9 protein-coding genes and 1 pseudogene are annotated in these 21306 nt (G+C 76.5%); 6 read left to right on the top strand and 4 right to left on the bottom strand.

Annotated elements, in window-relative coordinates:
- The first annotated feature begins 177 nt into the window (after positions 1 to 177).
- Positions 178 to 1533 carry a dihydrolipoamide acetyltransferase family protein gene (locus WMF43_RS36840; RefSeq protein ID WP_437672019.1) on the top strand — a complete coding sequence of 452 codons (1356 nt, stop codon included), beginning with the start codon at positions 178 to 180 and terminating at the stop codon, positions 1531 to 1533.
- The gene (gene glyA, locus WMF43_RS36845) at positions 1530 to 2801 is read left to right on the top strand and encodes a serine hydroxymethyltransferase (protein ID WP_437672021.1); all 1272 of its coding nucleotides are present in this window, start codon (positions 1530 to 1532) and stop codon (positions 2799 to 2801) included. Before WMF43_RS36840 ends, glyA begins: the two co-directional genes overlap by 4 nt.
- Before the next feature lie 72 nt (positions 2802 to 2873).
- Here the strand turns inward: glyA and WMF43_RS36850 are convergent, their stop codons facing one another.
- Positions 2874 to 3710 (bottom strand): hypothetical protein, encoded by an 837-nt coding sequence (locus tag WMF43_RS36850; protein ID WP_437672023.1) that lies wholly within the window; start codon positions 3708 to 3710, stop codon positions 2874 to 2876.
- 206 nt (positions 3711 to 3916) lie between these two features.
- On the opposite strand from WMF43_RS36850, the gene WMF43_RS36855 reads away from it, so the two are divergent.
- Together WMF43_RS36855 and WMF43_RS36860 are read left to right on the top strand one after the other, a co-directional pair.
- Positions 3917 to 4264, top strand: a complete 348-nt coding sequence (locus tag WMF43_RS36855) for a hypothetical protein (RefSeq protein WP_437672025.1) — start codon at positions 3917 to 3919, stop codon at positions 4262 to 4264.
- A gap of 125 nt (positions 4265 to 4389) precedes the next feature.
- Positions 4390 to 5025 (top strand): hypothetical protein, encoded by a 636-nt coding sequence (locus WMF43_RS36860; RefSeq protein WP_437672027.1) that lies wholly within the window; start codon positions 4390 to 4392, stop codon positions 5023 to 5025.
- 148 nt (positions 5026 to 5173) lie between these two features.
- Here the strand turns inward: WMF43_RS36860 and WMF43_RS36865 are convergent, their stop codons facing one another.
- The 3 genes from WMF43_RS36865 to WMF43_RS36875 form a co-directional block, all read right to left on the bottom strand.
- The gene (locus WMF43_RS36865; RefSeq protein WP_104984568.1) at positions 5174 to 5518 is read right to left on the bottom strand and encodes an HU family DNA-binding protein; all 345 of its coding nucleotides are present in this window, start codon (positions 5516 to 5518) and stop codon (positions 5174 to 5176) included.
- 422 nt (positions 5519 to 5940) lie between these two features.
- On the bottom strand, positions 5941 to 18174 hold the full coding sequence (locus WMF43_RS36870; RefSeq protein ID WP_437672028.1) for a hypothetical protein: 12234 nt from the start codon (positions 18172 to 18174) through the stop codon (positions 5941 to 5943).
- Between the two features lie 301 nt (positions 18175 to 18475).
- Positions 18476 to 19663 (bottom strand): cytochrome P450, encoded by a 1188-nt coding sequence (locus WMF43_RS36875; protein WP_437672030.1) that lies wholly within the window; start codon positions 19661 to 19663, stop codon positions 18476 to 18478.
- Between the two features lie 159 nt (positions 19664 to 19822).
- On the opposite strand from WMF43_RS36875, the pseudogene WMF43_RS36880 reads away from it, so the two are divergent.
- Together WMF43_RS36880 and WMF43_RS36885 are read left to right on the top strand one after the other, a co-directional pair.
- Positions 19823 to 20842: pseudogene (locus tag WMF43_RS36880) on the top strand (sigma 54-interacting transcriptional regulator); the annotation flags it as partial.
- An 88-nt stretch (positions 20843 to 20930) separates the two neighbouring features.
- Complete coding sequence (locus WMF43_RS36885) at positions 20931 to 21050, top strand: helix-turn-helix domain-containing protein (RefSeq protein WP_437684164.1); 120 nt, start codon at positions 20931 to 20933, stop codon at positions 21048 to 21050.
- The last annotated feature ends 256 nt before the right edge of the window (positions 21051 to 21306 follow it).

The raw sequence follows: 21306 nt of genomic DNA on the forward strand, positions 1-21306 counted from the left end.
GGGCCGGGCCGCGCCGCCGGGGCCTCGCCGGCGCCGCTCCAGCGACGTCCCGGCGAAGGATGCACGCCGGACGAACATGCGTCGTTGCCCTCGAGGGGCGGGAGGCGTATACGACCGTGCCGCCTTGCCCTGAGAAACGGGCGCTCCCGGCGGCGCGCGTTGGAGGAGCGAGAAGCGATGGTCGATGTTCGCATGCCGCAGCTCGGCGAGAGCGTGCTCGAGGGGACCGTCTCGAGGTGGCTCGTGCGCGAGGGCGATTTCGTCAAGCGCGAGCAGCCGCTGCTCGAGGTTGCGACCGACAAGGCAGACACGGAGATCCCGGCGCCGATCGCCGGCCGTGTCGCGCGGATCGCGGTGTCGGAGGGGACCGTGGTCGCCAAGGAAGGTCTGCTCTGCCAGATCGACGAGGCCGCGACCGAGTCCCAGGCAGCGCCCCAGCAGGGCGCGGCCCCCGCCGCCGCCGAGGCGCGGCCGCCGGCGCCAGCGCCGGCCCCGGCGCCGGGCAGCAACGGCCACGACGAGGGCGCCCGTCCGCTGACGAGCCCGTCGACGAAGAAGCTGGCACGCGAGGAGGGCGTCGACCTGCACGCCGTGCAGGGGACCGGCGAGCACGGCCGCATCACCCGCGACGACGTGCTGCGCGCGAAGCAGAGCGCGGCGCCCGAGCCGGCGCGCCAGGCCCCGAGCGCGAGCCAGGCGCCGGGCGCGAGCCAGGCGCCGGGCGCGAGCCAGGCGGCGGAGCTGTCGCAGCTCATCCAGGCGAGCGGCGGGTTCGTCCCGCCGGTGCCCGGCGTCGGGTTCGGCGCGTACAAGGTGCCGCCGTACACCCCGAAGCCGGGGGACAAGGTGGTGCCCTTCAGCCGGCGGCGCCGCATCACCGCGGATCACATGGTCTATTCCAAGGTGACGTCGCCGCACGTGGTGACGGTCGCCGAGGTCGACCTGCACGAGACGTCGAAGCTCCGCGAGGCGCACAAGGACGAGTACAAGAAGGCGGGCGTCTCGCTGACGTTCCTGTCCTTCATCTGCGCCGCGGCCGTCCGCGCGCTGCGCGAGCACCCCGAGTTCAACGCGCGCGTGCTCGAGAACTCCTACGTGGTGCTGCGCGACGTCAACCTCGGCGTGGCGGTGGACACGCCCGGCGGCCTCATCGTCCCGAGCATCAAGCACGCCGACGAGCTGGCGCTGCGCGGCATCGCGCGCAGCATCGACGAGCTCGCCGGGCGCGCGCGGTCCGGCAAGATCACGGCGGACGATCTCGCCAATACGACCTTCACCGTCTCGAACCCCGGCCTGAAGGGGAACCTGTTCGGCGGGGCGATCATCTCGCAGCCGAACGTCGGCATCCTCAGGATGGGCGAGATCAAGAAGCGCGTCGTGGTGGTCACGAAGGACAAGGAGGACTCGATCGCGATCCACCCGGTCATGTTCCTCGCGCTGTCCTACGACCACCGCATCATCGACGGGGTGTTGGCGAACTCGTTCCTCTGGCGCGTCACCGACATCCTCACACGCGGGGAGTTCGAAGTATGAGCGTGAAGAGCGACGTGAAGGGCCTGAGGCCGCTCGACGAGGTCGATCCGGAGATCGCCGAGCTCATCCGGAAGGAGGAGCGCCGGGAAGCGGACACGCTCCGGCTGATCGCGAGCGAGAACTACGTGTCTCGGGCGGTGCTCGAGGCGACGGGCTCGGTGCTGACGAACAAGTACTCCGAGGGGTACCCGCACAAGCGGTATTACGAGGGCCAGCAGCAGATCGACGTGGTCGAGGAGCTGGCCAAGTCGCGGGTGGCCAAGCTGTTCGGGGCCGAGCACGTGAACGTGCAGCCCTACTCGGGGAGCCCGGCCAACCTGGCCGTCTACCTCGCGTTCGCGAACGCGGGCGACACGATCATGGGCCTCGGCCTGCCCGCGGGCGGGCACCTGACCCACGGCTGGTCGGTGAGCATCACCGGCAAGTACTTCAAGAGCGTGCCCTACGGCGTGCGCGAGAGCGATCACCGCATCGACATGGACCAGGTCCGCGACCTGGCGCGCGCGCACCGCCCGAAGCTCCTCTGGTGCGGGACGACGGCGTACCCGCGCACGATCGACTTCGCCGCGTTCCGGTCGATCGCCGACGAGGTGGGGGCGATCCTGGCGGCGGACATCGCCCACATCGCGGGCCTCGTGGCCGGCGGGGCGCACCCGTCGCCGGTGGGCATCGCCGACGTGGTGACGTCGACGACGCACAAGACCTTCCGGGGCCCGCGCGGCGCGATGATCCTGTGCAAGAAGGAGCACGCGAGCGCGATCGACAAGGCGGTCTTCCCCGGCCTCCAGGGCGGGCCGCACAACCACACGACCGCGGCCATCGCGGTCGCCGCGAAGGAGGCGTCGGAGGACGGCTTCCGCGACTACGCGCGGCAGATCGTCGAGAACGCGAAGGCGCTCGCGCGCGCGCTGGAGTCGCGCGGCTTCCGGCTGATCACGGGCGGCACGGACAACCACCTCCTGCTGATCGACATGACCCCGAAGGGCGTCGCGGGGAAGCCGTACGCGCAGGCGCTCGATCGCGCGGGCATCGTCGCCAACTACAACTCGATCCCGTTCGATCCGCGCAAGCCCTTCGACCCGTCGGGCCTCCGCATCGGCACGCCGTCGGTGACGTCGCGCGGCATGGGCCCCGCCGAGATGGAGCGCCTCGCGGGGTGGATGGACGAGGTCGTCCAGCACGTGAACGACGAGGCGCACCTCGCCCGCATCGCCGCCGAGGTCGAGGAGCTCTGCCGCGGCTTCCCGGCCCCCGGCATCCGCGTCTGAGCGCGCCCCTCGCGCCCTGACCGCCGAGGACGCCCGGAGTGAACCTCCCGGCGTCCTCGGCGTTTTGTGGGGTCACTTCACGTAGATCTGGGCGGCGGCCACGCCGGAGCCGGCGGTCGCCTTGACGACGACCTTGGCGTTGATGCCGACGGGGAGCGACCAGCGGTAGCAGCTGCCCCGGCCGCCGAGCGAGGCGTTGGCGCCGGACGAGTTGTCCTGGGCCAGCACGGACGAGCCCATCGGGATCGGGGTCAGCGCGATGAGCTGGATGTCGAGCTCGGTGATCCCGGCGCCGACGCCGAGGATCGTGTAGCACTTGCCGGGCATCAGCTGGAACTGGTGCTCGAGGGTCTGGCCGGCGGTGAACTGACCTGCGATCGGCCCGCCTTCCTTCGTCATGCCCTGCGCCTCGTTCGCGGCGTAGGCGTTCAGCGGGATGGTCGCCGCGGAGGCGAAGTTCGGGTCGATCGCCGTGGCGCTCCCGGCGGTCGTCCCGCCGCTCGGCGCGGGCTGGCCGCCAGTCTGCCCGCCGGTCTGCCCGCCGGTCGTCTGGCCGGGGATCGGGAACGGCCACGGGAAGCCGCCGGGCTGCTGCGGCGCAGGCTGCTGCGGCGCGGGCTGCTGCGGGGCAGGCTGCTGCGGCGCGGGCTGCTGCGGCGCGGGCTGCTGGTAACCCGGCTGCTGATACCCCGGCTGCTGGTAGCCGGGCGGCGGGTAGCCCTGCTGATACCCCGGCTGCTGGTAGCCGGGCGGCGGGTAGCCCTGCTGATAGCCCGGCTGCTGGTAATAGCCGGGAGGCGGCTGGTTCGCGTAGTTCGGCGGCGCGGAGGCCTCTCGCTGTTCGTGACAACCAGCAGCGAGGGCTGCGGTGAGGACCATGGCTGGCAAGACGCCAATCGTACGGAGCAAAAGAACCTCCTCGAATTTCCGGCGGAACGGCGCGTTCATTCCCACTGACGGGCTCGCGACGCAACGGGTCCCTCGCAAGGAGCGCCCCGCGGCGATCCCCCCGGCGCCCGGTTGACCGAGCTCCGAGGTCGTCCGCCGGATGTCGCTTTGGACGTGCCACGCCCGCGCTTCATCGAGCCCCCCGGGAGAATGATGCGGCTCCTGCCATGATTTCCCGGATCCAGGGCGGTGAGCCGGGCTGGTCAGGAGACAAAAGTGAGGTAGCCTACGGCATGACCGACCACGGCTCCCGCGCGAGGTTCGCGCGTCCCGGAGAGTTTGTGCGGTGGTTTCTGGATCGGGAGATGCTGGCGAGCGCGGGCATGGGGCTCGCGCCGGACCGGGCGCGGCTGCACCTCGGGCGCGCGGTCGCGTTCCTGGAGCTGGGCATGCTGCGCGAGGCGCTGGCGGAGGCGAACTCGGCGGCGTACCTCGACGACGCGGTGCGGCCCGAGGCGCTGCTCGTCGCGCGGATGTGTGTCCTTCGCGAGCTCGCGGGCGGGCCCTCCGGCTGAGAGCGGCGGCCGGCGCCTCCTGCATAGCCCCCCGCCGCCGTCGGGTGTATGAGCGCCCGCGTGCATGGCTGTCTCACGACGAGGGGTCGCGATCCGCGGCCAAGCCGTGCGCGAGGAGGGCACGGATGATGGTGACGGGTAGGCTGCTCGGTTCAGCAATGCTCCTGGCGCTCGCGGCGGCGGCGCTGGGCTGCGGCGGCGGCAAGGAGCCGGAGTTCGCAGACGAGCCGCCCGCGGACGCGGGGCCGCCGCCGCAGCCGCAGCCGATAACGTCCGTCCCGCCCCAGGACGCCGGCGTGCCCACGCCGGCGGCGCCCACGACGGCGCCCTGCGATGGAGTCCAGTCGCTCGCGATGACCACGATGTTCCAGGGTCGCGCCCCGGGCGAGGCGCCCAGGATGCAGATGGAAGGGGCGCCCGTGTGCGGCGTGGTGCCCGAGGGGCAGACGGTCTCGGGGCAGACCTTCATGCTCCAGCCCGGCAATTGCTACACGTTCCTGGCGCAGGCGCTCCCGACGGTCACCGAGGTCGATCTCCAGCTCGAGCTCGACCTCAACGCGGGCGGGCAGCCGGCGCTCGCCGCCTTCAACCTGAAACCGGTGCTCGCCGTCGACTCGGACACCGGCCCGACAGCCGCCATCGGCGCCAAGCAGAGCTGCTACCAATGGCCCTTCCCGCTCCCCGGGACGGTCAAGCTGGTCGTCAAGGCGCGCACCGGCTCGGGGCCGGTCGCGGCGCAGGCCTACAGCCGCAAGAAGTGACCGCGGCGCGGGCCGCCCAGGCCACCTAAGCCGCGTAGACCTCGACGCGCCCCGCCCCTGGACGAACGCCCGTCCGGGGAGCGGGGCTATGGAGCAAGAACGGCCACGTCGCCGTGGCCGCTCTGCGCTCGCTGCGAGGACTGTAAGCTTACAGGAGCGCGTCCTTGATGGCCTTGATCGGCCGAGCGCGAACCGACTTGCTCGCCGGCTTGGCGGCGAACGTCATCGGCTGCTTGGTAAACGGGTTGATCCCCTGGCGCGCCTTCGTCGCAGGACGCTTGACCACCCGGAACTTCGCGAAGCCGGGCAGCGTGAACACGCCCGACTTCTTCAGCTCGCGATGACCGATCGAGATGAGGGACTCGAGGACGTTCTTCACCTGCTTGCGGCTCAGCTCATCACCGGCTGCTTCGGTGATGGCCTGGATCAAGCCGCTCTTGCTCAACGTCTTCTTCCCGCCGCCGCCGCCACCCGACGTCTTCTTAGCTGCCATGGCACTCTCCTCAGGACATGAGCTCGCGCGCGACACCTCGCCGCGCACAGCCTAAAGCGAGCCTTGCACACGACACCGGACAAAAAAAGACAAAAATGCGGGGGGAAATCGCGATTTTTGAGATCGGGCATCGCGCGGACCCCTGAAAGGCCGCGGCGGAGCGCCGCGACGGAGGGGGAGCGCGGCGCGTCGCACCGCCCGGCCGCGCCGCCAGCGCGGCGCCGCGGGGCGGCCCCGCGGCGCAAAAAAGCGAGGAAATACGCAGGGAATCGGGCGCTTCCGCGGCCTCCTCGGAGCCGCCTTGGGCGGCCGCGAGGGGCGCGAGTGCGACCCGGGCAGCGCGAGCGCACGCGGAGCGCCGCTTGGAGGGACGCGCGGGAGGCGCGGGAGGCGCGGGAGGCGCGGGAGGCGCCGGAGGGGGTTTAGCCGGCGCGGATCTCGTCGAGGAGCGCGCGGGCCGCCTCGAGGGAGCCGTCTTCGGAGACGGACTTGTCGAGCATCAGGCGCGCTTTGCGGCGGTCGCCGGCGGCGAGCGCCATCGATCCGAGGTGGTAATAGGCGAGCGCGCGCGCGGTGGGCGTGGTGCCGCCCTCGCTGGGCTCCGAGGCGATCTTCATCAGCGTGACCGCGCGGTAGGCGCGCGCGGCGAGCTCCTGCTCGCCGAGCTCGAGGGCGCGCTCGCCGACCTCCATGGCGAGCGCGCCGTTCTGAGGATCGTTCTCGAGCGCCCTCGAGAGCGCCGTGAGCGACTCGCGCGTGTTCCCCTCGGCGGCCTCGATCCGCGCGAGGCGGTGGTAGACGCCGCCGAGGAGCCGCGAGCGGCGGCCCTTGCTCGCCGCGATGAGCTCCGCCGTGACCGCGCGCGCCTCCGCGGGCTTGCCCGCCCCCGTCAGCGCGTCGACGAGCGCGAGGGCCACCTCGTGCTCCTCGGGTCGCAGCGAGCGCGCCTCCCGGAGCGGCGGGATCGCCTGCGCCGCGTCGCCGGCCTCGAGGAGCAGGCGGCCGGCCCTGACGAGCAGCGCGAAGCGGCCGGCCACGTCCGACGCGGCCGCGGCGTCCTCGAGCGCGATCGCGGCGAGCTCGCGGCTCGCGCCGATCTCGGCGTAGAGCGCGCGCAGGCGATCGCGGATCTCGGCGTGGCCCGGCGCGGCGCGGAGCGCGCGCTCGAGGCCGCCGCGGGCGTCGCCGAGGTGGCCCGCGCGCGCGCAGGCGCCGGCGAGGCGGAGCGCGGTGGCGACGAGGGCGTCGCCCTCCTCGAGCGCGATGAGCCGGCGGTAGACGGCGCTCGCGGCGTCCCACCGCGCGGCGGACTCCTCGAGGCCGGCGAGCGCCTTGAGCGCCGCGCGGTCCTTCGAGTCGGCGTGGAGCAGGTCGCCGAGGTGCGCGCGCGCGCGCTCGAGATCGCCCGCGCGCGCGAGGATCTCGGCCAGCCGGAGCCGGGTCGCGCGCGGCGTGGACGACGACGTCGACGTCGACGACGACGGCGACGATGCCGCGGGCAACGACGACGACGGCGACGACGCGGCGGCGCCCTCGCCCTCCGGCTCCTGCGGGGCGCCCGGCGCGGGCCGCGCGCTCGCCCGCGCGAGCGCGCGCTCGAGCGCGGCGACGAGCTCGCCCGCGTACTCGGCCCCGCCGAGCGCGTACGCGCGCTCGAGATCCGCGATCGCGCGCTCGTGCTGGCCGAGCGCCTCGTGGACCTCGGCCCGCGCGCGGTGGAGCCACGGGTCGTCGGGGCTCGCCTCGAGGGTCTCCGTGAGCGCGCGGGCCGCGCGGGCGTGCTCGCCCACGGCGCCGCACGCGTCGATCAGCGCGAGCAGCACGTCGCGGTCGCCCGGGGCGATGCGCAGCGCGCGCTCCAGGTGCTCGGCCGCGGCCGCGGCGTCGCCCGCGCGGTCGCGGAGGATCTCGGCGGCGCGGCAGAGGCAGCCGACGCGCGCCTCGTCGGTGCCCGCGACCTGCGCCTCCAGCACGTAGAGGTCGGCGAGCGCGTGCCAGGCCTCGCGGGCCGCGTAGCGCGACGCGAGCTCCTCGCGCAGCCGGTCGCTCGTGGGGCAGGCGGCGTAGCCGGCCTTGAGCGCGCCCTCGGCGGCGGCGTCGTCGCCGCGGGCGCCGTGCAGCCCGGAGAGCTCCAGCGCGATCTGGGCCGCCTCCGCGCCCTGCTCGATGCGCAGGAGCCGCTCGAGCGCGTCGATGAGGTCGTCGGAGCCGTCGCGCTTCCGGCCGAGGCGCACGAGGGCGCGGAGCACCTCGCGGTTCGCGGCGTCCCAGTCCGCGGCGCCGAGGTAGACGTCGCGCGCGCCCACGTCGTCGCCGCGCTGCTCGAGCAGGGCGCCGAGGCGCAGCGAGATCGACGCGATCGAGGCGACGTCCGCGCGGTCCTTCGCGGCGTCGAGCTGCAGCGCGAAGAGCTCGCCGAGCTCCTCGGTGCGGCCGGCCGCCTCGAGCATCGCGGCGAGCAGGATGGCGGCCTCCACCTGCGACGGGTCCTCGTCGAGGATGTCGCGGAGCTGGATCGCCGCCTGCTCCGGGGACTCCCGCGCGAGCAGGCGCGCGCGCTCGAGGCGCAGGGCGCAGCGCTCGGAGAGGTCGTCGACGAGCGGGACCGTCTCCTCGAGCAGCGCGGAGAGGCGCGCGGCGTCGCCGCTGCGCCGGTACACGCCGGCGAGCGGCATCCAGATCTCGCGCTCCGCGGGCTCGCGGCCGCGGAGCTCCTCGTAGAGGCGCGCGGCGCGCTGGAGGTCCTCGAGCGGGCCGGCGGCGAGCGACGCGGCGTGCAGGAGCAGCGCGCGCTCCTCGTCGGGCGACGAGGCGCGCGCGGCGCGCTCGCTGAGCCACGCGGCGGCCGCGAGATCGCCGGCCTCCTCGCGGAGCTCGGCCAGCGAGACGAGCGCCCAGGCCGCGCCGGGCGGATCGGACGAGGGCGGCCCGCCCGAGCCGACGCCCACGATGCGCTGCAGGATCGACTCGGCCTGCTCCCGATCGCCGAGCGCGCGGGCGGTGCGGACCGCCTCCTCGAGCACGCTCGGGCCCTCGATCTCCGCGAGCAGCAGGAGCGCGTCCACGAGGGCGCGCGGGCGCCCGCTCTGCCGGGCGAGGTGCTCGAACAGGCGGATCGCGCGCGGGCTGCGCGGGTCGGTGCGGAGCGCGTCGCGCAGGATCGCCTCGGCGCGGTCCGGATCGGCCCGGAGCTCGAGCGCCTCCTCGAGCAGCGAGATCGCCTGGTCGACCTCCGCCGGATCCGCCGCGAGCAGCGCGGCGAGGCGGTAGCGCGGGTCGGCGCGGCGCGAGACGGCGTCGGGGTCGGCGGCGCCGGGGTCGCCGGCGCCGCGCGCGGCGTCGGCGAGGGCGATGCGCTTGCGGAGGACCTCGGCCTGCGCGAGGCGGTCGCCGAGGCGGTCGTAGAGGGCCTCCAGGGAGCGCCACAGCTGCTCGACGTCGGCGCCCGCCTCGCCCATCGCCTGGGGCGCGCCGGCGGCGATCCTCGCCTCCGCGCGGCGGTACGCGGCCGCGGCGCGCTCCTGGTTCTCCGGCGCGAGCTCGAGGGCGCGGCCGAAGCGGAGCAGGAGCGCGACCTCGTACGGCTCGCCGGACGACCGGGCGACGAGCCGCTCGACGAGGTCGAGGTACCGATCGGCCTGGTCGAGGCGCCGCGCGAGCTCGAGCGCGGCGTCGTGGGCGGGGCCGGAGCCGGGGGTGAGCTCGAGGGCGCGCAGGCGGGCCGTCAGCGCGGGCTCGGGGCGGCCGAGCGGGCCTTCATAGAGCGACGCGAGCTCGCCGAGCGCCTCGGCGGCGGCGTCGGTCGGCTCGAGGGCGGGGCCGGCGAGCCGCGCCTCGAGGGCGCGCGCGAGCAGATCGTGCTGCCCGCGGGCGCGCAGCGCGGCGAGCAGCTTCTCGTGCTCCTGCTCGCTCTCGCGCGCCGCCTCGAAGGCGGACTCGACGTACTCGACCTCGCGCTCGGGCGCCCCTTGCCGCCGCGCGATCTCGCCGAGCGCGAGCAGGACCTCGGCCCGGCTGAACGAGGCGGCCGGGAGGCGGCCCAGGCTGGAGCGGGGCGGCATCGTGCTGCGCCGCCCGCCGGGCCCGTCGGCGTCGTCGCGAGGCCTGCGCGCGACGAGCAGGAGCGCGCGGTAGGCGCGGTGGGCGCGGTCGAGCTGGCCGTCCTCGAGGGCGAGGCCGGCGAGGCCGTGGAGCGCGTCGGGGTGCGCGGGATCGATGCGCAGCGCGAGGTCGAACTCCGCCATCGCGCGGGCGCGGTCGCCCGTGGCGAGGGCGACGCGGGCGAGCTCGTAGTGGACGAGCGCGCGCTCCTTCGGCCGGCGGCTGCCGAAGTCGGCGATGATCGCGCGCAGCTGCGCGGTCGCGTCCTCGCTCCGGCCCGCGGCGGAGAGGGCGCGGCTCCGCGCGAGGCGCAGCGAGAGGTCGTCCGGGGCGAGCGAGATCGCCTCGTCGAACAGCGGGATCGCGGCGGCCGGCGAGCCGCCGCGCGTGAGGTAGAGGTCCGCCGCCTCGCGGAGGAGCGCGAGCCGGGCGGGCGCGTCCTCCGCGCGCGCGGCGTCGCCCGCGACGAGCTCGGCCAGGGCGACCCACGCGCCCGACGCGCGGTACAGGTAGGCGAGCCGCTCGCGGATCGGCGCGGGCTCGGCGGCGCGCGGCAGCGCCCGCTCGAGGGCGGCGCGGGCGCGGTCGGGCTCCCCGGCGGCGAGGTACGCGTCCGCGAGGCGGAGCGCGGCCTTGTGCAGCTCGTCGGCCGGCGCGCCCGCGCAGAGCCGCTCGAGCACCTCGGCGGCCGCCGCGTGCTCGCCGCGGCGCGCGAGCAGCCGGGCGAGGGCGTCGAGCGCCCTGGCCGAGCCGATCTCGGCGGCGCGGCGGTAGCTCGCGACCGCGCGCTCGGGCTCGCCGAGCTCGTGCTCGGCGAGCGACGCCGCCTCGAGCCAGAGCGCGGCGGCGGGCGGGACGTCGCCGGCCGCCTCGCGCGCCGTCGCCTGCTCCTCGCGCAGCAGCATGAGCTCGCGGTGCAGGCCGCCCTCCTCGAGCAGCGAGGCGAGCTTGTCGATCGACGGGGCGTGGCCCGGGCGCTCCGCGAGGTTCTCGCGGAGCAGCGCGATCGCCTCGTTCGTGCGCGGGGTGCGCGGTGTGTTGGAGAGCAGCTCCGCGGCGTCGTACCGGAGCGCGACGCGGCGCTCCGCGTCGCCGGAGACCTCGATCTGCCGCGCGCGCAGGCGCACGAGCTCGTCGCGCCGGGACGCCGCGCGGAGGAGCTCCGCGAGGCGCTCGCCGGCCGGCTCGTCCGTCGGGTCCTCGTCGAAGAGCCCGCTGTAGAGGGCGATCGCCTCCTCGGGCTCCGCCGCCTCGGCGGCGACGCGCCGGAGCCGCCGCTGCTCGGCGGGCGCGAGCGGGAGCGCGGCGCCGCGCCGGCCGAGCGCGACGATCTCGGGCCTGTCGCCCGCCGCCTCGAGCATGCCGATGAGCGCGTCGATCGCCCACAGCGCGGCGCGCGCGGGCGGCCACGCGGCCGGCTGCGCGGGCTCCGCCTCGCCGTCGCCGAGGCGCTGCACGGCGCGCTCGAGCAGCTCCTCGGCGATCACGCGGGCGTGCGCGGCGTCGCCCGCGTCGCGCGCGGTCTCGACGGCCTCGCGGTAGAGGGCGAGGTCGTAGCCGGTCGCGGCGGCGAGCCGGAGCAGGGTGGGCACGAGCGAGGGCCCGCGCCGGTGCCGCAAGAGCTCGACGAGATCGAGCAGGATCGCGCTGTTCCCGGGGTCGTGGACGAGCGCCTGCTCGAACGCGCGCTCGGCGGCGTCGCCGTCCGCGTGGGCGTCGCGGTGCCAGCGGCCGACGCGGAAGGTGAGGTCGCGGAGCGTGGCGGCGGGCACGTCGCCGCGGCGCTCGAGCGCGGGGAGCGCCTCGGCGAGCGTGTGCCAGCGGCCCGCGACGTCGGCGAGCCGGAGGAGGCCCTCGGGCGGCTCGGTGCCCGGCGACAGCAGGAAGGCGCGGAAGACGAGGTCGAAGGCGCCCGCGCGGTCGCCGCCGCGCTCCTCGAGCAGCGCGGCGGAGGCCTTCAGGATGGCGACCCGCTCGGCGTCCGCCTCGGCCGCGGCGAGCCGCGGCTCGAGCAGCCCGACCTGCCCGCTCCAGTCGTCCGCGGCGGCGCAGATCTCGAGCAGCGCGCTCACCGTCGCCGAGAGGGCGCCGCGTTGCTCGGACGAGGCCGGATCGACGCGGCGGAGCAGCTCCGTGAGGCCAGCGCGGGCGGACGCCGCGCCCTCGTCGGCGGGCTCGACGGCCCCCGCGGCGTCCGCGAGCTCGGCGCGCGCGCGAACCTCGGCCTCGTGCGCGCGGCGGTAGCCGGCGACGGCGCGCTCCCACGCGAGCGTGCGGTCGCGGTGCACGTCGCCGAGGCGCCGGAAGAGCTCCGCGCTGCGCGCCGCGCCGCCGGCCGCGGCGGCCGCGGACGCCTCGACCTCGAGCAGCGCGACGAGGTCGTCCCAGCGCTCGGCCCGCGTGTAGAGCGCGGCCAGCGCGTCGCCGCTCTCCGGGTCGGGCGCGAGCTCCTCGCGGACGCGGCGCCACGTGGCGATGGCCTGCTCGGGGTCGCCGAGCTCGCGCTCGAACAGGCGCGCGACGCGCCCGAGATCGCGCCGGGCGCCCTCGCCGCCGCGCGCGGCGGCGCGGCGCTCCAGCACGGCCGTGAGCTCCCGGAAGCGCCCGCCCTCCTCGAGCAGGGCCGCGAGCCCGTCGAGCGCCTCGAGGTCCTCCGCGTCGTCGGCGAGGCGCGCCGAGTACGCCGCGATCGCCCGCGCCTCGTCGCCGAGCCGCGACGCCGCGAGCCGCGCGAGCTCGCCGAGCGCCGCGCGCCGCGCCGCCGGGTCCTTCTCGAGCGCGGCGAGCGTGTCGAGCACGTCGCAGCGCTCGGCCGCGCGGTCGCCCTCGGCGAAGAGCCGGTCGAGCGCGCGGGCGGCGCCGAGCGCGGCCTCGGCGTCCCCGTGGCGCTCGGCCAGCGAGAACAGCCGGCGGAAGAGGGCGATCGCCCCGTCCGCGTCGCGGAGCCGGTCGCGGCGGAGCAGCGCGGCCTCGCGGACGAGCGCGAGGGCGAGCTGCGGTCCCTCGGCGCGCGGCTCCGCCGCGGCGAGGACCTCGGCCAGGCGGTCGTGCCGGCCGAGGCGCTCGGCGAGCTCGGTGAGCTCGGCGCGGTCGGCCTCGCCCTCGGGCCGCTGCTCGACGAGCTCGGCGAGCCGCGCGAACGCGCCCGGCTCGTCGCCGAGGGCGTCGCGGCGGAGGCGCACGATCTCGCGCAGCAGCGCCGGGCGGTCGTCGACGTCGGCGCCCTCGAGCTGGACCTCGAGCACGCGCACGAGGTCCTCGGGCCGCGCGCCCTCGCGGTGGTGCTTCGCGAGCAGCACGGCCGACCGCTGCCGCGCCGCGCGCGCGGCGAGCGCGGAGGCCTCGCCGGCGGGCGCCTGCTCGGGCGGGATCGCCGCGAGGATCCGCTCGAGCAGCGCGAAGGCGGCGCGGGGCGCGCCGGGCGCGCGGGCCGTCGGCGCCGCGTCGAGGAGCTGCTCGACCACGGGCAGCGCCGCCGCGGCGTCCCCGACCCCCTCGATCCAGAGGAGCGCGATCCGCTCGCGGAGCCGCTCCGCGTCGTCGCCGGAGAGCCGCGGCAGCTCCGCCGTGAGCAGCTCGATGAGGGGCCGGTGCTTGCCGTGCCGCTCGTAGAGCCGCTCGAGCGCGGCGCGGGTGCGCGCGTCGTCCTGCAGCGGCAGGAGCTGCTCGAGGTACCGCATCGTCCGCTCGCCGTCGCCGGCGAGGTCGCGCGCGACGGCCGCGGCGTCCTCGAGCAGGTAGACGCGCTCATCGGCCGCCGAGGTGCGCTCGAGCATCGCGTCGTAGAGCGCGAAGAGGTCCTCCCAGCGCTCGGCCGCGTTGTAGGCGAGCTTGAGGCGCTCGAAGCCCCAGAGGGAGCCGGGCACGAGCTCCACGAGCCTCCGGAGCAGCGCGAGGGCGGCGTCCGGCGCGTCGAACCACTCCTCGTGGTGCTCGACGGCCCGCCGGCCGATTTCCTCAATGATCTCGGGCGCTAGCGCCACGCCCGCGGCCGGGTCCTCTAGCGCCGCCGCGTACGCGGCCGCGACGCGCTCGGGCTGCTTCGCCTTGCGGCCGAGCTCCTCGAGCCGGTCCCAGAGGGAGAGCTCACCCGGCAGCTCGGCGACCGCGCGCAGCGCGAGGTCGAGGCCCCGCGCGACGTCGTCCTCGCGGTGGTCGAGCAGGCGCTCGAACCAGCCGCGCCGGACGGCGGCGCTCGCCGCGGCCGCCAGGCTGCCGGCGGGGCCCGTGGTCCGCGGTGCGGGGGACACGGGGGGCGCTTCCGGCGCGCTCGCGAGCAGCGTCTCGAGCAGCGCGACGCGCGCCTCGGGGTCGTCGATCGCGTCGCACGCCCGCTCGAGGAGCAGCGCGGCGCGCGCCTGCGTCTCGGGCCGCGCGAGCGCGCGCTCGGCGATCTCGAGCACGGCGGGCTCGATCGTCCCCGCCTCGATCGCGGGCGCGATCGTGTCGAGCGCCTCGGCCGGCCGGTCGAGCTGGTCGAGCAGGAGCGCCGCGAGCTCCACCTCGAGCGCGACGCGCGCGCTGCCCTCGCTGCGGTCGCGGCGCGCCGCGAGCACCTCCGCCGCGCCCTCGTGGTCGCCGACGTCGGCGAGCAGGCGCCCCCGCGCCGCGAGCGCGTCGTCGTTGTCCGGATCCACCTCGACGAGCCGGGCGTAGAGCGCCGCGGCCGCCGCGCGGTCGCCGATCTCCTCCTCCCACGCCGCCCACGCGGCGAGCGCCCGCGCGCGCTCGCCCTCGGGCGCGCGCTCCGAGAGCAGCGTGAACAGCCAGCGCCGGTCCACGCGCCGCGCCAGCGTGTCGGGGCTCTGCGCGAGGAACGCGCGGAACGCCTCGACCGCGTGCAGATCGAGCCGCGCGGCCGCGGCGCCCTCGTCGCCGCCATGGCGCGGCGCGAGCAGGCGCCGGTGGACGGCGGCGGCGTCGTCCTGCCGGTCGGGATCGGCGGCGAGCACGCGCGCGAGCGCGGCGTCGATGGCGTGGACCTGCGCCGCCGCCTTGTCGGCGAGCGCGCTCCCCTTCCCTTCGGCTTCGGCCCGCACGCGCTCGCGGAGCGCGGCCGCGGCGTCCACGAAGCGCGAGGCCGAGCGCGCCTGGGTCGCCGCGAGCTCGAGGATCGCGAGCTCGCGGAGCGCGTCGTCGGTGCTCGGCGCGGTGTCGATCAGGACCTCGCACACGGCGGCGAGCCGGTCCCAGGCCCCCTGGCCGCGGTAGAGCGTCGCGAGGCGGGAGGCGGCCTCGCGGTGCTGCGGCGACGCCGCGAGCACGCGCTCGTAGAGCTTCTGCGCCCGCTCCGGGTCGGCGAGCGGCCCCTCGGCGAGCGAGGCGGCGCGCTGCCATGCCGCGACCGCGGCCGCGACGTCGCCCTGCGCCGCGCCACGCTCCACCGCGTCGCGCTCCGCCGCGCCCTCCGCCCCGCTCTCGGCGTCGCCGTTCGCGCGCGGCGCGGCCTCGATCCCGAACGCCGCCAGATCGCCGAGCCGCTCCAGCCAGAGCGCCTCGTCCTGCGGGTCGGCCGAGGCGGCGATCCGCCGCTCGAGCACCTCGCGCAGCAGCCCCGCGTCCCCGGCGGAGAGCGCGAGCGCCTCCATCGCGGAGAGCGCCGCGTCGGACAGCGCCGCGCCGCTCGACAGGATCGCGCGGTAGTGCGCGGCCGCGCCCTCGGCGTTGCCGCCCTTCGCGGCCGCCTCGGCCATGCGCAGCTCGTGCGCGACGCGCTCCTCGGGCGGCGCGGCCGGGAGCCGCTCGGCGAGCGCGCCGTAGAGCGCGTCCCACGCCCCGCCCGCCGCGTACGTCTCGAGCAGCGCCTCGTAGGCCGCGGCGTCGCCCGGGTCGTCCGCGATCGCCGCGCGGTACGTCGCGGCCGCGCCGGCGAGGTCGCCGAGGTCGCGGCGCTGGATCGTCCCGACCGCGTGGAGCAGCTCGCGCCGCCGCGCCGGCGGGCACGGCTGCGCGAGCGCCTCGCGGTAGAGGGCGAGCCGCTCCTCGGGGCTGCCCTGCTCGCGGAGCAGCGCGTCCACCCGCTCGATGAGCTCGCGCGACGAGGGCTCGAACGCGAGCGCCCGCCGGTAGAGGGCGAGCGCCTGCGCCACGTCGCCGCTCGCGAGCAGCGCCTCCCCCGCGCGCCGCGCGAGGTGCGACAGCGCCGGGCTGTCCACCGCGCGGTCGCCGAGCGCCGCGGCGAGCACCGGCGCCCGGCGCGCCGACTCGCTGCCGTGATCCGTCAGCCGCTCGACCTCGGCGACCCACCGCGCGATCCGGCCGGGCGCGGCCGCGGCCGCGAGCGTCAGCCCGCGCGCCGCCAGATCGAGCGCCTTCTTCGGGTCCCGGAGCTCGCGCTCCGCCAGCGAGGCCGCCTCCTCGAGCGCCGCGAGCCGCCCCGCCGCGTCGGCCGGCGCCGGCGCGCTCGCCCCCGGTGACCACACGACCGGCGCGATCTCCGCCCGGGTCTCGAGCACCCGGAGCAGCAGCGGCGCCGCCCCCTCCGCGCGCGCGATCGGCTCGAGCACCGCGCACGCCGCGAGCCGCTGATCGTCGGTGAGGATCAGGTGCGCGCTCTGCCGCGACGGCGCGGGCTCGGCCCCGCCCGGCGGCGGCCCCAGCATCTTCTCCACCGCGAGCCGGCTCGGCCGGTCGGTCGGATCGAGCGCGAGCGCCGCGCGGTACGCCGCGATCGCGCCGGCCGGATCGTCGAGCCGCGCCATGCGGATCGCGCCGACGCGGGCGAGGATCGAGGCGCGCTCCGGCGCGGGCGCGAGCTCGGCGTCGGCCTCGAGCAGCGCCTCGAGCTCGGCCCAGCGCCGCTCCTGCTCGAGCAGCGGCGCGAGCCGCGCGTGCGCCTCGCGCGACGGCCCGAACGCCGCGAGGTAGCGGCGGAAGGCGGCGATGGCGGCCGGCGCGTCCGGGAGCCGGGCGCGCAGCTCGGCCGCGCGGAGGGCGAGCGCTCGCGCCGCGCGGCGGTCGGGCTCCGCCTCGGCGCGCCGCTCGAGCACCCACGCGAGGCCCTCCTCTGGCCCGGCGGCCTCGTACAGGCGCTCGAGCGCGGCGAGCGCCTGGGGCTCGCGCGACGAGCCCGCCTCGGCGAGCCGGCGGTAGGCCGCGATCGCGCCCGCCGGGTCGTTGAGCTCCTCCTCGTAGAGCCGCGCGAGCCGCTCCGCCGCGGCCTCGCGCGCCTCGGCCTCCGGCTCCACCGCGACGAGCCGCTCGAGCGCGCCGGCGAGCCCGCGCGCGTCGCGCTCGCGCTCGCAGAGCTTCGCGAGCCCGCGCGCCGCGCGCCGCACGGCCGCGGGGTCGGGCTCGCCCTCGAGCGCCAGCTGGAACGCCGCGCGCGCCTTCCGCCCGTCCCCGAGGTCCGCGTGGAGCTCGCCGAGCTCGGCGGAGATGCGCGCCTTGAGCGGCCGATCCTTGGCGCTCGACGAGGCCCGCATGAGCACCCGCGTCGCGTCGGCCCGCTTGTCGAGCGCCGCCGCGAGGGCGAGGTAGCGCTCGCGCACGACCTCGTCGGCCGGGTCGACCGCGAGGATCTGCTCCGACAGCGCGAGCGCCGACGTGAGGTCGCCGATCTTCTGGAAGTAGAGCTCGACGAGCCGCCGCTGCACCTCGACGCGGCGCGGCCCGCGGAGGTTCTCGATCTGGAGGGACATCATCCGGGCGGCGTCCTGGGGCCTCCCGAGCCGCACGTACGCGGCCTCGAGCGCCGCGGCCGCGCGCGCCACCACGGTCTTGCGCCCGAGCAGGGCCTCGCCGGCGCGGAAGGCGGCCTCGTGGCCCGGGTTCGCCGCGAGCACCTCCTCCACGTGCGGCAGCGCCCGCTCGATCTCCTTGAGCGGCCCGCCGTAGAGGTCGATGAGCCGCGTGCGGATCTCGAGCGCGTCGGGCGGCTGCGCGTCCGCGGCGAGCGCCTGCTCCAGCATGCGCGCGATCTCCTGGAGCCGCCCGGCCTGCGCGTAGCGCGCCTCGAGCGCCCAGCGCGCCTCGGAGTCGCCCGGATCGAGCCGGAGCATCTGCTGGAGCAGCTTGATCGCGCGCTCCTCCTCCTTCCCGTCGGCCTCGATGAGCATGAACGCGCGCCGGAGCAGCGCGACCTGCTCGCCGCGGTCGGCGCGGCTCGCCGCGGCGAGGGCGTAGAGATCGGCGAGCTTCGGCGGCTCGTTCGCCTCGACGAGGATGCGCTCGAGCCGGAGGAACGCCTCCCGGTGGGACGGCAGGGCGGCGAGGGCGCGCTCCAGGTAGGGCCGGGCGCCGCCGGGATCGCCGAAGAAGTCGCCGAGGAACTCGGCGGCGTGCACGAGGACCTCGGCCTGCGCGGCCGGCGGGAGCATCGTGAACCGCCGCTCGCCGGTGAGGCGCTCGTACGCGAACGCGAGCTCGGAGAAGCGGTCGTCGCGCGCGGCCCCCTGGTGGAGCTTCGCCCACAGCTCGGGGTGCGGGCTCCCCTTCGCCGCGGCGGCGACGAGCACGTCGAGCGCGGCCCCTTCGTTGTCGATCCCCTGCTCGAGAGCGGCTTCGAGGGTATCGATGCGGAACGAGACGCGCGCGCCCTTCGTGTCCTGCTGCATGGTTCTCCCGGACCTCAGCTGCCTTTGGGGCGCGATCCCGGCGTGCCGGCGCTGCCCTCGACTCTGCGCCCGCAGTCGTCTGCGAGCGCCGCCCAAGGTAACAGGAGCGTTTCCCAAAGTGGGCTCGTGGATCGAGGGCGCACCGCGGTCGCGGCGCGCCTCATCGCCACGAGGCGCCGTGATCGCGGCGGCGCGCGAGCGCCTCGCCGCGACGGCGTCGAAGGGGCGACCAGGGAGGAGGTTCTACGACATGCCCCCAGCCGCCGCCGCCCGCTGTCCGCTCACGCCGGCCTGAATCCGCTCACGCCGGCCTGAAGCGGAGCGGCAGCGACACGGGGCCGCGCACGGTGAGCGTGCGGTTGTACGGGATCTCCCCCGGCGCGCGGGTCACCTCGCGGATCCTCGGGATCAGCACCTCGAGCGCGACCTTGGCCTCCATCCGGGCGAGCGCCGCGCCGAGGCAGAAGTGCGCGCCGTGGCCGAACGTCAGGCTCGGCTGCCCGCGGTGGAGCTCGAAGCGATCGGGATCCTTGAAGTGCAGCTCGTCGCGGTTCGCCGATCCGACGAGGGCCAGCACGAGCGATCCCGCGGGGATCACGGCCCCGGCCAGCGCGACGTCCGACGTCGTGAGCCGGGGGACGGACTGGGTCGGGCCGTCGTAACGCATCATCTCCTCGACGAACTTCGGGATGAGCTCGGGCGAGGTGCGCAGCCGCTCGAGCTCTGCCGGGCGCTCGGCGAGCAGGAGCATGGCGCTGCCGAGGAAGTGGGTGGTGGTCTCGAGGCCGCCGCCGAGGAGGCTGACGAGCAGGTCGATGATCTCGCGGCCGTCGAGGGGCTTGCCGCCCGCCTCGGCGCGGGTGAGCTCGGTCGCGAGGTCGTCCGCGGGCGAGCGCCTGCGGGCCTCGATCACCTCGGCCATGCAGAGGTCGAGCTCGGCGATCGTGGCGCGGACGCGGGCGGCGTGCTCGGGGCTCGCCGGCTCGGGCGTGACGGAGAGCAGATCGTCGATCCACCGCTTGAAGTGCGGCTCGAGCGCGTGATCCAGGCCGAGCAGCTCGCAGATCACGAACGCCGGCAGCGGCGCCGCGACCGCGTCGATGAAGTCGACCTCGCCGTCGAGGCGCGCCGCGAGCCGCTCGCACAGGGCGCGGGTCCGCTGCTCGACGCGCGCGATCGCCGGCGCCCCGAAGGACCGGCTCACGAGGCCGCGCAGCCTCGCGTGGTCCGGGCCATCCATGGCCAGGATCGAGCTCGCGAGCGGGTTGTGCCCGACCCACGCCGGCTGCCACGCCGCGCGGAACCCCTGGGACGAGAACCGCTCCGGGCTGCGCAGGACCGCGACCACATCGGCGTACCGGCTCACCGCCCACATCCCGCCGGGATCCACCTGGCAGACCGGCGCCTCGCGGCGCATGGCGGCGTAGGGCGTATAAGGATCCGCCCGGAAGGCGGGCGTCATGATGTTCACGCGCTCGTTCTCGTTCATGTGAGTCATGCGAGCAGACCTCCGGGAGCGCCCCAGAGCACGCGCCGGGCCCGCGCCCGGGACGCTGGTTCCCGCGCGGGATCCGGCGCGCGCGCGCCGCGCCTCCGCGCCCGCCGGTCAAGGTGACCGGTCTACCCTGTCAGCTTGAAAGGTCGCCGCATGCGCGCAGCCGATCTCGAACTCTGGAAGCTGCTCGACGTCGACGCGCAGGAGGGCGTCGTCCGCTTCGCCGGGGAGCGCGCGGTCATCCTCGACGCCGGGGCGATCGGGATGCTGCGCAAGGAGCTCGTCCGGCTCGTGGGGGCCGCGGGGGCGCGCGCCGTGCTCACGCGCTTCGGCGTCGCGCACGGCGCCCGGATGGCGGAGGCGATGGCGTCCCGGCTCGCCTGGGACAGCGACGCCGAGCTCCACGGCGCGGGGGCGCTGCTCCACACGCTGCAGGGCTTCATCCGGCTCGCCCCCGGGGACAGCTCGCCGCTCGCGTCGGGCGGCGCCACGCTGCTCTCCTCGTACGAGGCGGAGCAGCACCTCCTGCACCTCGGCCGCGCGGAGGAGCCGGTCTGCTGGATGCTCGCCGGCATCGCGAGCGGCTACATGAGCCGGGCGACGGGCGAGGAGATCTACGTCGTCGAGGACCGGTGCATCGGCCGGGGCGACGCCGTCTGCCATTTCCGGGGCCGGACGCGCGCCGCGTGGGGCGCCGCGATCGAGGAGCACCTGCCGTTCTTCCGCGAGGGCGACCTCGACGCGTCGCTGCGCGAGCTCGTCGCCGCGCGCGCGGCGTCCGAGCGCGCGCTGCTCGCGCGGGCCCGCGCCCTGCCCGCCGCCGCGCCGCGGGGCGAGCCCCTGCCCGCGCTCGTCGCGGAGAGCCCTGCGATGCAGCGCGCCCTCGAGCGCGCGCGGCGGGTCGCGCCGGTGGACTCCACGATCCTGCTCACGGGCGAGAGCGGCGCCGGCAAGGAGCGGGTGGCGCGGCTCATCCACGACGCGTCGGCGCGCGCCTCGGGCCCGTTCGTCGCGGTCAACTGCGCGGCCATCCCCGAGGCGCTCCTCGAGAGCGAGCTCTTCGGCCACGCGCGCGGCGCGTTCACGGGCGCGACCTGCGACCGGGCCGGCCTGTTCGAGGCGGCGCGCGGGGGCACGCTGCTGCTCGACGAGGTCGGCGAGATCCCGCCCGGGATGCAGGCGAAGCTCCTCCGCGCGCTCCAGGAGCGGCGGCGTGCGCGAGGAGCCGGCCGCGCGCACGCTCGAGGAGGTCGAGCGGCGCGTGATCCTCGCCGCGCTCGATCGGCACGGCGGCAACCAGGCCCGCGCCGCCGCGGAGCTCGGGATCGGCGCGTCGACGCTGTACCGCAAGCTCAGGAGCTACGCGCGCGGCGCCGGGTAGCGGGCGCGATCCGCTCGCCGAGCTCATCGGCCCTGCCGCGCGCTCGTTGGGACGTATCCCATGATGAACGCCTGTCCTCGGCGACGGGCACAGTCCGGCACAACGGACGCCGCTCGAGCATGATCCCGCGCGCCGCGCGGGCGCATGAGCCCCCACCAGCAATCGTGTCATCGCCGGTGGGCATGCCCATTGCAATTACCGACGAGGGCCGCTGTCGTCGGCGCGGCGCTCCTCGCGACGCTGCTCGGCGAGGCTG

The sequence above is a fragment of the Sorangium sp. So ce131 genome (assembly GCF_051519095.1).
GTDB lineage: Bacteria > Myxococcota_A > Polyangia > Polyangiales > Polyangiaceae > Sorangium.